Below are 13,496 nucleotides of genomic sequence, written 5' to 3'. Positions count from 1 at the left end.
GAATGAAAAGAAGCTGTATTCTCCTAATATTACTTTTTACTTGTTTGAGCATAATTGCTCAGGACGAGAACCGTATACAACAGATTAGGAATAATCTGGAGGTACTTGCGGTTGAAAATAAAGGTCTTACTGAAAAAGTGAATATTAACGTTACGAGCACCACGCTTTCTAACTTATTGATTGCAGTTGGGCAGTTGCATAAGGTTAATATTACGGTGAATCCCGAATTAAATGAAACGAATATTGTCAACAACTTCCCAGATGTGACGGTCTCTGATTTGTTGGTTTTTTTATGTAAAGCGTATGATCTTGATATTGAGTTTACTGGGAATATTTTGTTGGTTAGGAAATATAAAGCTCCACAGCTGGAAATTCCTGATCGAATAATTCCAATTAGTTATGATACGGCTAGAGATTTACTGAGTCTAGATATTAAGAATGATACACTCCATGTTGCTTTTAAGGAAGTCATCAACAAAACAGGAAAGAATTTGGTTTTTTCACCTGAACTTCAAAATAAGTCAATCTCATTTTTCATCAAGGAAGCCCCTTTTGAGGTAGCAATGAACAAATTGGCTTTTGCTAATAATTTAAGTGTAAACAAGACTAGAGATGGCTTCTTCATGTTTGAAGATAATACACCAACAACAATTGTAAGTACTGGAAATACCAACAATCAGCCTAATAGAGTTAGACCTCGAAGACGAGGAAATTCTAATTTCTATTACAAGATTCTTGATTCGTTAAAAATGGTGGTAGAGGTGGATTTTGAGAATACTCCAATTTCGAGTGTTATTAATGATATAGGTAGTGATTTAGGAATCAATATTTTTACGGCGACGCCCTTAACAGAAGCTGGGAATGCATCATTTAAAGCAAAGCGCATTTCATTTGATAAATTACTAGTTGACCTTTTTGAAGGAGGTGCTAGTGGAATTCAAAATAACAATCAACAAACTACTACTTCTAATAATCGCCCTCAAGCCACGCAACCATCAATTTCTGGAGGTGTTAACAATACTGCCTTTACGTTTAAGAAAGAAGGGAATATTTATTTTTTCGGAACAGCAGATCAATTAAGTGTGCGTCAGGTAGAAGTGGTGCCGATGCGATTCAGAGCTATTGAAATTTTAGGGGATCCAGCGGCAGGTACGAGTAGAAGCGTCGGAAGGACCTTTAGTGATTTTGGAGGATTTCAAAATTATTATGGTGGCCTAAGTCAAGGATTTGGTAATCAAGGTGGCTTTGGAAATCAGGGCGTCAATGGTTTTCAAAATAGGAATAATCGATCGACAACGAGAGATTTCCAAAGAAGTAGTAATACTACGCAGGAATCTCAAAGCTTACTAGATTTAGTACCTGATGAAGTGAAACAAGGGTTAGATATTCGCAGTGATACTGAATTAAACAGCTTTGTCGTTAGTGGACCAAGTCAAAATATTGTTCGCTTTAAAAAGTTCGTTCGAAATCTAGACAAGCCTGTACCCGTTGTACTCATAGAAGTAATGATCATTGAAGTAAGTCGGAGCGCCACAGTTGAGACTGGCATTGAGTGGGGAATTGGCTCGGACCCAGTAAAAACAGAAGGAAATGTGTTTCCTAATACAGATATCACCTTTGGGGCTGAAACGGTTAACAAGGTAATTGGCGGATTCAGCGGTTTGGGAAATTTGGGACAGGTGGTACCTGAGTTTTTTGCACGCGTAAAGGCGATGGAAGCCAACGGTAATATCAAGATACGCTCAACACCCAAGTTAGCAACGCTCAACGGACATCAAGCGAGTTTCTCTAGTGGAACTACTACATATTACGCGATAACCAATAGAAACATATTCGGTACGGATAATCCACAAACCAGTGAGATTAGAAATTTTGTTCCTATAGATGCGGAGTTGGGTATTACCATAAAACCAATTGTCTCAGGGGATGGTCAGGTAACACTTAATGTATTTGTAATACAATCTGATTTTAATGGAGAGCGAATTGATGAGGACGCCCCTCCGGGAATAAATTCAAGAGAGTTTAGTTCCTCTATACGAGTTCAAAATAAAGATTTGGTGGTTTTAGGTGGGTTAGAAGAGCGTTTAAAGAACGATTCTGGTTCTGGAGTTCCTTTTTTAGCAAGAATCCCCGTAATAAAATGGCTATTCAGTAAGCGCAAGCGCGAAGATTCCAGAAAGAAATTGACCGTGTTAATAAAACCAACCATTATTAAATAGTGTTGAGTTCTTGGTTGTCATACGCAAAATATTGTCATCGCTTTTGCGGTATAGAACATACTGATCAAGGAATTTTAGCTTTATTGATAAAGCAAAAGAAAAATACGCTAGATGTTGATCAAAGGGTAGAAGCAAACGAAATTGAACAACTAGCGAATAAGCTTCCTAAAAAGCAGCATGCTTTCTTAACGATCAATACAAAGCAGGTGCTTACTAAAACTATTCCTAAATCGGGGACTATTAGTGCTCTGCTCAACGAAGCATTTCCAAATATTGCTATTGATCATTTTTACTACAGTTTTTGTGAAGGAGCGACTACCACGTTTATTTCAATTTGTCGTAAAGAAATTGTGAATGACCTTGTCAGTTCTTATCAGAAAGAAGGAATTAAAGTTGTACAGATTTTGTTGGGCCCAATAGGGATAAAAGAACTTACTCCTTTTATTTCAGGGAATTTGATATCCAATGGTTTTAAAACAACGATTGAAGATAATGACATTAAGAATATAGAAAAAAGCGAGAGTAGCGAGGATTTTAATTACCATATCAACGGATTAGATATAAGTTCACAATCACTCTTAGCTTTTAGCGGCGCTTTACAATCTGTTTTACGGAAGGAAAATGCCAATTCTAATTTAGTTGATAGAAACAATCAGGTAAAAACTGATTACCTTCAAGATCGCTTCTTTTTTGTTTTCTCACGGGTTGCTATTGCTCTTTTACTTGGAAGCCTACTTATTAACTTTTTTCTGTTTAGTTACTATTTTGATGGCGTTAATACCCTGCAACAGCAAGCTCAAACCAATACCACCAATAGTGGTAAACTTCTTGAGTTAAATGAAAAAGTGAAACGGAAACAGCAATTAAGTGAAAACCTGCTAAATGCTGCCTCCTCGAAAAGTTCTAAACAAATCGATGAGATCATCACAATATTGCCGGCTGCAGTTGTGTTGGAAGAAATTAACTACCAGCCTTTATTAAGAGCAATAAAAAACGACAGTGCAATTAATGTAAAAGCAAACGAAATATTTATATCGGGAACTACTGCTAATAAAGAATCTTTCACAGCTTGGGTCGCTATGCTCGAATCTTTAAATTGGATTAAGTCTGTTCTCACATCAAGCTACGAAGAAGGAAATCGAACTGCGAATTTTGAATTAATTCTTACAATCAATGACGAAAAGAAATAAAAATATTGCATTGATTTTTGGATTTGCTTTAATGGTAATCATTGCCTACCAATTTGCTTTTGCTGAAACTTTGCGGTTGCGAAAATCGCATATGAAGTTAGAACAGGAGCAACTTGCTTTTGAAAATACTCCGCAACGAATTTCTATCTTAAAACAGAAGGAACGCTATTACGATTCCATTTTAAACGCAAATAATATAGGGAGTTCTTCTTTACAGAACGAATTATTAAAAACCTTATCGTCTTTTGATGCAGCAAATGATCTTAAGGTTTCTGCTTTTGTAGCGCCACATATATTTAATGAAAAAGATTATAAAGTAATCACTTACTCCTTTTCGGTAACCGGATCTTTTAACAATATTCAAAAGCTACTGTATCATATTGAGCAAAAAACTGCTTTTGGTGAGCTTGTGAATGTACATTATACCAAAAAGCGTGATTTTAGAAGACGTCGTAATTATCTAGAAGCTGCTGTGCTTTTGAGGCGTTTTGAGCGCTAATATTTTAGCGGAACATATTAAATTCCTATACGAGGAATGGGGCCAACTCCACCGATCCTAAACAAATAGTAGAATACATCAAAAATGGTTTTAGATCGTGCTCTACTGCACTTTTCATTTTACTCCAACTTTGAAAGCTGCACCTTTAGTCTATGTAAAACGAAAAAAGCTCCACCTTATGGGTGAAGCTTTTAACTAAGCGGAGAAAGAGGGATTCGAACCCCCGGAGGTGTGACCCTCAACAGTTTTCAAGACTGCCGCATTCGACCACTCTGCCATTTCTCCTCGAGTGCCTCATCAGCTATTCGCTGAATGCGGGTGCAAATATAACATCCTTTTTACGGTTATTGAAAGAAATATCTAACTTTTTTTAATGTAATTGTTTCGGCATTTAAGCATAACTTCGCATTGCTAATATTTCCTTTAACTAACCAACATTTAATGGAACTTACCTGGGAAATCCCCTTGCTTATAGCAGCTGGTTTTGCTGCAGGATTTATCAATACGATGGCAGGCGGCGGATCACTAATTACTCTTTCTACCCTAATTTTTATTGGATTACCAGCCGACATTGCTAACGGGACTAACCGTATCGCTATCATGTTTCAAACTGCAACAGCAGTAGGCGGATTCAAATCAAAGGGTGTTACTACCTTTCCGTATAGCATCTATTTTGGTATTACGGCCCTTGTTGGTGCCATACTCGGTGCACAATTGGCGACTGATATTCGAGGAGATCTTTTTGACAGAATCCTTGCAATCATAATGATCATGGTTGTGCTTATTGTTGTTTTTAAACCCAAAATGGCGACTTCTGAGGCTATAGAGCGACTAAGTGGCAAGCACCTAGCTATTTCAATAATAGTTTTCTTTTTCATTGGCATTTATGGCGGATTTATAAATGTCGGAATCGGCTTTTTTATGATGCTGTTGTTATCTCGGTTTAATAAACTATCGCTAGTAAAAAGTAATGCCACCAAAGTTACAGTAGCTTTTATTTATACCATTGCCGCGGTCGTGGTATTCGCTTTAAATGATAAAATCGAGTATTTAATTGGAATTATAATGGCTGTAGGAAACTCTTTAGGAGCATGGTTTGCAAGCCGATGGTCTGTAAAAAAGGGAGATGGGGTAATTAAGGTTTTCTTACTTATTATGGTAATAGCCATTTCGATTAAACTATGGTTCTTTTAATCGGACTATATATTGAATTAATAGTATAGTTAGCAACAACAAACTCACTATTTCTTAATTTTGTAAAAAATGGCATAGCATGAGTATAATTGAAAGTTTGGAGTGGCGATATGCAGTCAAAAAGTTTGATGTTAATAAGAACTTGTCAGAAGAACAGATTGCAACTATTAAAAATGCATTCAACTTGACGGCTACCTCTTACGGTTTGCAACCGGTCAAGCTTATCATTATTAAGGATCGGCTGATAAAAGAAGCATTGGTGCCTCACTCTTGGCAACAGCAGCAAGTAGCAGATGCCTCTCATCTTTTGATTTTTGCTATTGAAAAAGGCATTGATAGCGATTACATTACATCTTATTTTAATCGCGTCAAAAAGGTTAGAAATACGCCGGATGTGGTGTTAGATCCTTTTAAAGAATCACTTATTGATAGTTTTAAAGAAAAGAATAGAGAAGAGGTTAATGAGTGGGCGACCAAACAGGCCTATTTGGCAATGGGTAATTTGCTAACTGTTTGTGCAATTGAAAAAATAGACGCTTGTCCAATGGAAGGATTTATTCCGGAAGAGTACGATCGCATATTGAGCTTGGAGGAAAAGGGATTAAGTGCTGTTTTAGTAATGCCAGTAGGCTATCGCGCCGATGATGATATGTTCTCAGATTTTAAAAAAGTACGTAAAGAACTTCATGATTCTATTATTACTATACAATAAAGTTGGCAAGATAATTGTTAAACATTCAGTAGTTCATAAATTTTCAACTAAACTAAGCTTATGAAAACGCTAATTTTGCTAGTATCGATTTTTACATTTTCGTTTGCTGGAGCACAGGAAACAAAGCTAGACTGGCTTACAGATCTTGATAAAGCCCAAAAAATTGCAAAGAAGGAAAGCAAACCCATTTTAATGTATTTCACAGGAAGTGATTGGTGCGGACCTTGTAAAATGTTGAAAAAAGACTTTTTCAATAGTGAGAAGTTCGTGGAACAGTCTCAAAATCTGATTTTAGTGATGGTCGATATTCCGCGACGACGCGATTTGCTTACCAAAGAGCAAATGCAATACAATATCCAGTTAATGGGTAAATACAATAAGCGTGGTCTTTTCCCTACGGTATTACAATTAGATTCAAAAGGTAAGATCAAGAATACCATTAATTCGTATTCAGGTTCGCCAGAATTGTATTTTGATTTTGTTGATAAGATGCTCTAGTCTTATTCGTTAATTACTCCCTTTACACCGTCTATTTTCAATATTTTTGCATGTAATATTGAATACATAACTATGCCTGGATTTGAATTTTTTGGTGAAGAAGAACGCCAACAAGTAAATGATGTTTTAGATAATGGCGTTTTAATGCGCTATGGATTCGATGGCATGCGGAATGGCCATTGGAAAGCGAAAGAGTTGGAAGCCGCTTTATCAAAAATAATGCAGGTAAAGCATACACAACTTACTTCTAGTGGCACGGCTGCGCTTACGGTTGCACTCGCTGCTGCTGGTGTAGGAGCAGGAGATGAAGTCATTATGCCTACCTTTACATTTGTAGCTAGTTTTGAATCTATTATAGCACTAGGAGCAGTTCCTGTTCTTGTAGATATTGATGATACCCTAACCTTAGATCCGCAAGCGGTTAAAAATGCCATTACAGGAAAAACGCGCGTCGTTATGCCAGTGCATATGTGCGGTAGTATGGCTCAATTGAAGGAGCTGAAGGCAATTTGTGACGAATACAATCTTATTTTATTGGAAGATGCATGCCAGGCAATTGGTGGTACTTATGAGAATAAACCACTAGGTTCTTATGGAGATTTAGGTTGTTTTTCATTCGATTACGTAAAAACTATAACTTGTGGTGAAGGTGGTGCCGTAATTACCAATAATAAGAATTACTATATCAATAGTGATCATTATACTGATCATGGTCATGATCATGTCGGAAATGATAGGGGAGCAGAGTCGCATCCTTTTCTAGGATATAATTTTAGAATATCTGAATTAAACGCTGCTGTGGGTTTAGCACAAGTGGAAAAACTACCTCACTTTTTAGAGCTTCAAAAAAGAAACTATTCTATTATTAAAAATGAATTATCGAAAATTGATGGTATTTCATTTCGAAAGATTCCAGAAGAAGGTGTTCCTAATTATGGGTTTTTGAATTTCTTTTTACCTACTGAAGATTCAGCTAGAAATGCGCACAAAGCGTTGGGTGAAAATGGAGTTGACGCCTGTTTTTATTGGTATGACAACAATTGGCACTACATTAAAAAATGGGATCATTTAAAAGATCTAAAGTCTTTAGGAAAACTACCACAAGAAATTAAGAATCAACTACCGGATTATCATAATCAAGATTTTTCTAAGTCTGACCATTGGATGGGACGCACTGTTTCTAGTTTAATTAAATTGTCTTGGACAGAAGAACAAGTTCAGGAAAGAGCTAGAAAGATGGCGGAAGTACTTACTCAGTTTATTTAGAATTTTACAATTGTCTTGGAATGAACTAGTTTTGAAAAGGTTCTCGATACGATCTCTCCTAGCGTCGAAATCACTCGAACTGACATTTGGCTTTTTTTTGAATATTAGAACTCTTAACTAGTAATTAATATACTCAGTAATCTCCAACCCATACCCAATCATCCCAACACGCTTGGCTTGTTTGGTATTCGACATCAGTTTGATCTTCTTAATATTTAGATCGTGAAGAATTTGAGCACCAATTCCAAAATCTTTTGCGTCCATATCGATTCGCGGCGCTTTGGTTACTTTATTTTCTTGTTGGGTGTTTTTTAGGATTGTTAGGCGATTTAGCAGATTCAATGAATCACTTTGCTGATTTATAAAAATGATTGCACCTTTTTCATTTGCGTTGAGTAGAGCAAACATTTCATCCAGTTTTTTGTCAGTATTATTGGTCAACATACTAAGCGGGTCGTGGTTTACCAAACTGGCATTAATACGTGTAAGTACAGGCTCATTCTCTTTCCAACTTCCCTTGGTAAGCGCAATATGTACTTGGTCATTTGTAGTTTGTTGATATGCACGTAATCGGAACTTCCCGAAACGCGTTTCAATATCAAAATCTTCTTTTTTATCGATCAAAGAGTCATGTTGCATTCTGTAAGCAACCAAATCTTCAATGGATACAATTTTAAGGTCGAATTTTTTAGCGACTTCCAACAACTGAGGAAGTCGCGCCATAGTGCCATCCTCATTCATGATCTCAACGATCACTCCGGCAGGATTTAAACCAGCTAGCCTTGCAAAATCAATTGCAGCCTCAGTATGACCAGTTCTTCTTAAGACACCACCATCTTTAGCAATTAATGGAAAAACATGACCAGGTTTACTTAAATCGTAGTATGTGGTTCCAGGTTCAACTAGAGCATTTATTGTTTTGGACCTGTCAGAAGCAGAAATACCTGTGGTAACACCATTACCTTTTAAGTCGACAGATACGGTAAAAGCAGTTTCCATGGGATCAGTATTATTACTTACCATCATGTCCAACTTTAGCTCTTTACAACGAGACTCGGTTAGCGGTGTACAGATTAATCCACGGCCGTGCATTGCCATAAAATTGATCATTTCAGGATGTACCTTATCGGCTGCCGCAATAAAATCTCCTTCATTCTCACGATTTTCATCATCTACGACAATAATGACTTTACCCTGTCTAATGTCTTCTATAGCTTCAGCTATGGTGTTGAGTTTGACAGAAGTAATAGTTTCTGATGTCTGCATATCTTATCTCCTTAAATACAATAACGCAAAGTTACGGCTATTGCGACTTTTTCTTCTTAATCCCTGCTATTTTTTCAAAGAAATTTTTAATTGGCATTGTAATACTATCAGGATTAAACAGGCCTTTATCAGCTGTTGCTTTCCTGGTTAAAATAACACTAAATGGAAGCATAATCATGGTTGAAAGCCAAGACCCAATAATCGGGTTTAGCGTGCCGTCTTCGGCACTTTTGTTACCGAAAATTCCAATAAAATGGTATGCCAGGAAGATGATTATAGCCAAAACCATCGGTAATCCCATACCACCTTTACGAATTATTGCGCCTAAAGGAGCACCTACAAAAAAGAGGATAATACAAGAGACTCCAAGTGCGAACTTATTATGAAATTCCGTTATATGTAGGTTGATAAGTTTATCACTATTAAAAAGCTCTTTCTCCTTACTCTTTACAATATCTAAGGAATTTTTGGTATTGTTGATTGCTTGATCGAGGATCATAATTGTCTTATAATCCTTTAGATTTTGGACAACACTATCAAGATTTGGTGTTTGCGGATTAGCTATGACTTTGTCGTTCTTTTTTGTCTTAGTCCTTCCTTCTTTATCAGTAACTGTGGTTGTATTTGATAAGGAAACAATACCTGTGCGTTTTAAAACATTATCTCCAAAAAGCTCTACTTTTTTTGTGTATTCTTCCGTAAGGGTATCTCTTTTTGCTTTTAGATCAACAACACTTAGCATTCGATAAAATGTCTTATAATCTTGTTGTTCCAGATCAACATCGTTAAAGTCAGAAATATCGATGTTCATAGTATATTCTTCAAAAAACACTTTCGCATGTGGTAGTTTCTCCCGGTCCCTTCTCTTTTTGGGGTTTACATCTTCATAGCGATTTCCTTCAAATAAAACGAGTTGAAGAACATCGGACTTTTTACTGCTTTTTAACTCACCAGTTTTGGCTCGAAGTACTATGCGATTGGTCCCATCAGGAGATTTTTCGTGAATGGTAATATTGGTTAAGAATTCGTCATTATCACCGTGTTTATCATCTACCTTAATATTGATTTTATCACCAATATCATTAAAAATACCTTCTTCAATTGCCAGTGCTGGTTGTAACTTAGCAAGATTTCGCCTTAGATTGAAAAACTTTAATTCCGCCTTTGGAATTACTGTATTGGAGAAATAAAAAGCGCCAATTCCTGTAAAAAAAATGAAAATGATAAGACTTCCCATGGCTCTTTGTAGCGAAATACCGCTACTTTTCATTGCCGCGAACTCGTAGTTTTCAGCAAAGTTACCAAAGGTCATGATGGACGCTAGTAAAACTGATAAAGGAAGTACAAGCGGAACTAATTTTGGTGATACGAAGAATAAAAACTTCAGAATGATGTCGATACCCAGTCCTTTTCCTGCGAGCTCATTTATATAAAGCCATAATGACTGTAGGACAAAAATAAACATGAGCAACGTTAAAGTGCTCACGAATATTTTTATAAAGCTGAACAGAATATACCTGTCGAGTATCTTCAAAATGAATGTCTAGTTGTTAATGTAATAATCCTTGTACTTACTAGGATCAAAGGTAAACAAGCTTTTTGATAAAGGCCGATTGGTTTTAAAAGAATTAACAGTAAAGGTTGTAGTGGTACTGCTACCGTCACTTTGAATTAAACTATAGATATGTTTTGTTTGAACATCAATACCCAACAAAATCTGAGAAATCTCTGCGCTAGAGTCCATTGGAGTTAGTTTGATGAATTGAATTTTTCTACCTTTTATATTCTGCACAATATCCCAACTGTAATTATATCCATCTTCATAAAACGTAAGCATTTTAGATGGGGTGATTACACCGGCTTCGCTATCTTCTGGCTCAGCAATCGTGATTTCTTCATTTTCAGGAACAATAGTGTATTCTTTTTTAAGATCGAACAACTTGGTGATTCCCATAAAGTTTAAAAGGTACTTTTCTCCTTGAAGAACGACATTACCAGTAGTTTCCTGTTTAATATCTTCTTCTGTGTTATTAAGCACATATTTAAAGTCGAGTGAAATGTTATCGTAGCTTTTTACTTTTTTAGAAACATCGTCTAACAATTGTTTTGCTTTTGCAGCATCTTGCCCTAGTACGCTATTCGCGATAAACAAACATATTAAAAGGGCTCCTAATTTTTTCATTTTTGGGTTTTTACTAAATTAAATCACTTTCATTATTTAATAGCTGATCGAGTGCAACAAAATCGGGCACTAGTACTTGTCTAGCCTTACTTCCTTCAAAGGGTCCTACAATGCCAGCAGCTTCTAACTGATCGATTATACGACCGGCTCTATTGTACCCTAATTTAAGCTTTCTCTGTAAAAGAGAGGCTGAACCTTGTTGGGCTGTTACAATAACTTCGGCCGCTTCACGAAATAGTGCATCTCGGTCACTTATATCCATATCAAGACTTGTGCCACTTTCTTCACCAACATATTCCGGTAGTAAATGAGCGTCAGGATAGGCACGTTGTGCACCGATGAAATCACAAATGCGTTCTACTTCAGGCGTATCGACAAAAGCACACTGTATACGTGTCAAATCATTGCCAGATGTATATAACATGTCACCACGACCAATAAGCTGGTCGGCACCACCACTATCTAAAATAGTTCTAGAATCGATCTTAGACGTTACTCTAAATGCAATTCGCGCTGGGAAATTTGCCTTAATAATACCTGTGATTACATTTACCGATGGTCGTTGCGTTGCAATAATTAAATGAATACCGATTGCTCTTGCCAATTGGGCTAATCGAGCAATAGGAGTTTCTACTTCCTTACCAGCGGTCATAATCAAATCGGCGAACTCATCAACAACTAAGACTATATATGGTAAAAATTGATGCCCATCATTCGGGTTTAATTTACGTGCTCTAAACTTTTGATTGTATTCCTTGATGTTTCGACACAATGCTGTTTTCAAAAGCTCATATCGGTTATCCATCTCAATACAAAGCGAGTTTAAGGTGCTAATCACTTTGGAGTTGTCTGTAATAATGGCTTCTTCCGAATCTGGAAGTTTTGCTAGATAATGACGCTCTATTTTGTTGAACAAAGTCAATTCTACTTTCTTGGGGTCAACCAGCACAAATTTTACTTCGGCAGGATGTTTTTTGTATAAAAGAGAAGTTAACACTGCATTTAAACCAACCGATTTACCTTGTCCTGTAGCACCAGCCATTAATAAGTGAGGCATTTTGGCAAGATCGACCACAAATGTTTCATTACTGATGGTCTTACCAAGCGCCACTGGCAATTCCATTTCAGCACCTTGAAACTTAGGTGATGCAATAACGGATCGCATCGATACAATAGTCGACTTTTTATTAGGCACTTCAATACCGATTGTACCTTTTCCTGGAATTGGAGCAATAATACGTATTCCCAAAGCGGACAAAGACAAGGCGATATCATCTTCAAGATTCTTTATTTTCGAAATTCGTACACCTGCGTCCGGTACAATTTCGTACAAAGTTACCGTAGGACCAATAGTCGCTTTAATTTGCGATATGCCAATTTTGTAGTTTTTTAGCGTATCTACAATCCGGTTTTTGTTTTCTTCTAACTCCTCCTGATTGATCGTAATTCCGCCACCGGCATTATAATCTTTTAATAATTCGAGCGTTGGGAATTTGTAATTACTTAAATCTAATGTCGGGTCAAACTCCCCAAACTCTTTCACTAATCGGTCTGCCTGATTTTTACTAACTGCTTTTTCCTCAACAACCTTTTCAACCTCAATAGCTACATCTTCGACTTCATTCTTAATAGGAGTAACAGAAATAGGGGTGTCTATAGGAGTTTTATTTTCTTTCTCTTTAAAGGAGCCATATACTTGAGCATCATCAGTCGCATCAAAAACAACTTCTTTTTTAGTGTCATCTGTTTTTGGGAGTTCAGTTGATACCGAGGATTCCGTTTGAACCGATGGTTTTTCTTCTTGAAAATCATGAATGATTTCTTTTTTAGTTCTTTGGAAGAAGGAGACAACACTTTCTGGGGTCAGGCCAAAACGAACGACTAAATAGCTCACTAATCCAAAGGTTAGAAGTAAAGCAATTCCTGGTGTGCCGATGTAATCTTTTAAAAAGGAGTTCATTTCATAACCAAAAACACCGCCAAGTAGTGGCTCTGTCTTCGCAAGGAATCCTAAAAGGATAGCGGTCCAAAGCATAATGATCAATCCCCAAAACCAGTTCTTATTCAATTTTTTGAGAGGAATACTAGAAAACAAATACAACCCGGTAGTAAATAAAAGGCCTACTAATATAAAAGATGCAATTCCGAAGCCTTTATAAATGGCATAGTAGCTAATATTGGCTCCGAATTTACTCATCCAATTTTTGGTTTCTACGTTGCGATCATTGAAACTAGCTATAGTGCTATGATCGTCTTGCCAATTAAAGAAAAATGAAACGAAAGCAATAAATAGGGCTATCCCCAAAAGCATTAAAAGGCTTCCAAGAATAATTTTATTCTGTTTAGAAAGCTTAAAACTTAATTTTTTCTTCGGAGTAGTGGTACGTTTTTTAGGTTTCTTTTTTACTGCCATTATTGGTGTTAGGGTTCAAACAAAAATACGAATGTTTAACGCTTTTCCTAATAAAAA

At 36.6% G+C, this 13,496-nt stretch carries 11 protein-coding genes and 1 tRNA gene; 7 read left to right on the top strand and 5 right to left on the bottom strand.

Annotation, left to right across the window (positions count from 1 at the left end):
- The first annotated feature begins 2 nt into the window (after window positions 1-2).
- From GWK10_RS06075 to GWK10_RS06065, 3 genes are all read left to right on the top strand, one after another.
- The gene (locus tag GWK10_RS06075) at window positions 3-2,219 is read left to right on the top strand and encodes a type II secretion system protein GspD (RefSeq protein WP_164030254.1); all 2,217 of its coding nucleotides are present in this window, start codon (window positions 3-5) and stop codon (window positions 2,217-2,219) included.
- Window positions 2,220-2,302: 83 nt separating this feature from the next.
- The gene (locus GWK10_RS06070) at window positions 2,303-3,409 is read left to right on the top strand and encodes a hypothetical protein (RefSeq protein ID WP_164030252.1); all 1,107 of its coding nucleotides are present in this window, start codon (window positions 2,303-2,305) and stop codon (window positions 3,407-3,409) included.
- Window positions 3,393-3,908 carry a hypothetical protein gene (locus tag GWK10_RS06065; RefSeq protein ID WP_164030250.1) on the top strand — a complete coding sequence of 172 codons (516 nt, stop codon included), beginning with the start codon at window positions 3,393-3,395 and terminating at the stop codon, window positions 3,906-3,908. The genes GWK10_RS06070 and GWK10_RS06065 overlap by 17 nt, the downstream gene beginning before the upstream one ends.
- Before the next feature lie 200 nt (window positions 3,909-4,108).
- On the opposite strand, the gene GWK10_RS06060 is transcribed toward GWK10_RS06065, so the two are convergent.
- Window positions 4,109-4,193, bottom strand: a tRNA-Ser gene (locus GWK10_RS06060).
- A 156-nt stretch (window positions 4,194-4,349) separates the two neighbouring features.
- Between GWK10_RS06060 and GWK10_RS06055 the strand changes: the two genes are divergently transcribed.
- The 4 genes from GWK10_RS06055 (at window position 4,350) to GWK10_RS06040 (ending at window position 7,578) form a co-directional block, all read left to right on the top strand.
- Window positions 4,350-5,102 carry a sulfite exporter TauE/SafE family protein gene (locus GWK10_RS06055; protein WP_164030248.1) on the top strand — a complete coding sequence of 251 codons (753 nt, stop codon included), beginning with the start codon at window positions 4,350-4,352 and terminating at the stop codon, window positions 5,100-5,102.
- 79 nt (window positions 5,103-5,181) lie between these two features.
- Window positions 5,182-5,814 (top strand): NAD(P)H-dependent oxidoreductase, encoded by a 633-nt coding sequence (locus tag GWK10_RS06050; protein WP_164030246.1) that lies wholly within the window; start codon window positions 5,182-5,184, stop codon window positions 5,812-5,814.
- A 60-nt stretch (window positions 5,815-5,874) separates the two neighbouring features.
- Window positions 5,875-6,312: a thioredoxin family protein gene (locus GWK10_RS06045; protein ID WP_164030243.1), complete on the top strand. Its 438-nt coding sequence runs from the start codon at window positions 5,875-5,877 to the stop codon at window positions 6,310-6,312.
- A 72-nt stretch (window positions 6,313-6,384) separates the two neighbouring features.
- Window positions 6,385-7,578, top strand: coding sequence for a DegT/DnrJ/EryC1/StrS family aminotransferase (locus GWK10_RS06040; RefSeq protein ID WP_164030240.1), 1,194 nt, complete (start codon window positions 6,385-6,387; stop codon window positions 7,576-7,578).
- A gap of 117 nt (window positions 7,579-7,695) precedes the next feature.
- Here the strand turns inward: GWK10_RS06040 and ribB are convergent, their stop codons facing one another.
- The 4 genes from ribB to GWK10_RS06020 are packed head-to-tail and all read right to left on the bottom strand — an operon-like array spanning window position 7,696 to window position 13,439.
- Entirely contained in the window at window positions 7,696-8,844 is a 1,149-nt protein-coding gene (ribB, locus tag GWK10_RS06035; RefSeq protein ID WP_164030238.1) for a 3,4-dihydroxy-2-butanone-4-phosphate synthase, read from the bottom strand.
- Window positions 8,845-8,881: 37 nt separating this feature from the next.
- Window positions 8,882-10,378 (bottom strand): LptF/LptG family permease, encoded by a 1,497-nt coding sequence (locus GWK10_RS06030; protein ID WP_164030236.1) that lies wholly within the window; start codon window positions 10,376-10,378, stop codon window positions 8,882-8,884.
- Window positions 10,379-10,387: 9 nt separating this feature from the next.
- A complete protein-coding gene (locus GWK10_RS06025) occupies window positions 10,388-11,026 on the bottom strand; it encodes a LolA family protein (RefSeq protein ID WP_164030234.1) in 639 nt (212 codons plus the stop codon).
- Between the two features lie 13 nt (window positions 11,027-11,039).
- Window positions 11,040-13,439, bottom strand: coding sequence for an FtsK/SpoIIIE family DNA translocase (locus GWK10_RS06020; protein WP_164030232.1), 2,400 nt, complete (start codon window positions 13,437-13,439; stop codon window positions 11,040-11,042).
- Window positions 13,440-13,496: the final 57 nt, after the last annotated feature.

This window comes from Spongiivirga citrea (genome assembly GCF_010671565.1).
Classification (GTDB): domain Bacteria; phylum Bacteroidota; class Bacteroidia; order Flavobacteriales; family Flavobacteriaceae; genus Spongiivirga; species Spongiivirga citrea.
This window is presented reverse-complemented; position numbering and strand designations above follow the sequence as displayed.

Excerpts from the sequence above, each read along its gene's own strand:
- GWK10_RS06075 (WP_164030254.1), top strand. The coding sequence starts at position 3 with ATGAAAAGAAGCTGTATTCTCCTAATATTACTTTTTACTTGTTTGAGC.
- GWK10_RS06065 (WP_164030250.1), top strand. The coding sequence starts at position 3,393 with ATGACGAAAAGAAATAAAAATATTGCATTGATTTTTGGATTTGCTTTA.
- GWK10_RS06055 (WP_164030248.1), top strand. The coding sequence starts at position 4,350 with ATGGAACTTACCTGGGAAATCCCCTTGCTTATAGCAGCTGGTTTTGCT.
- GWK10_RS06050 (WP_164030246.1), top strand. The coding sequence starts at position 5,182 with ATGAGTATAATTGAAAGTTTGGAGTGGCGATATGCAGTCAAAAAGTTT.
- GWK10_RS06045 (WP_164030243.1), top strand. The coding sequence starts at position 5,875 with ATGAAAACGCTAATTTTGCTAGTATCGATTTTTACATTTTCGTTTGCT.
- GWK10_RS06040 (WP_164030240.1), top strand. The coding sequence starts at position 6,385 with ATGCCTGGATTTGAATTTTTTGGTGAAGAAGAACGCCAACAAGTAAAT.
- ribB (WP_164030238.1), bottom strand. The coding sequence starts at position 8,844 with ATGCAGACATCAGAAACTATTACTTCTGTCAAACTCAACACCATAGCT.
- GWK10_RS06025 (WP_164030234.1), bottom strand. The coding sequence starts at position 11,026 with ATGAAAAAATTAGGAGCCCTTTTAATATGTTTGTTTATCGCGAATAGC.
- GWK10_RS06020 (WP_164030232.1), bottom strand. The coding sequence starts at position 13,439 with ATGGCAGTAAAAAAGAAACCTAAAAAACGTACCACTACTCCGAAGAAA.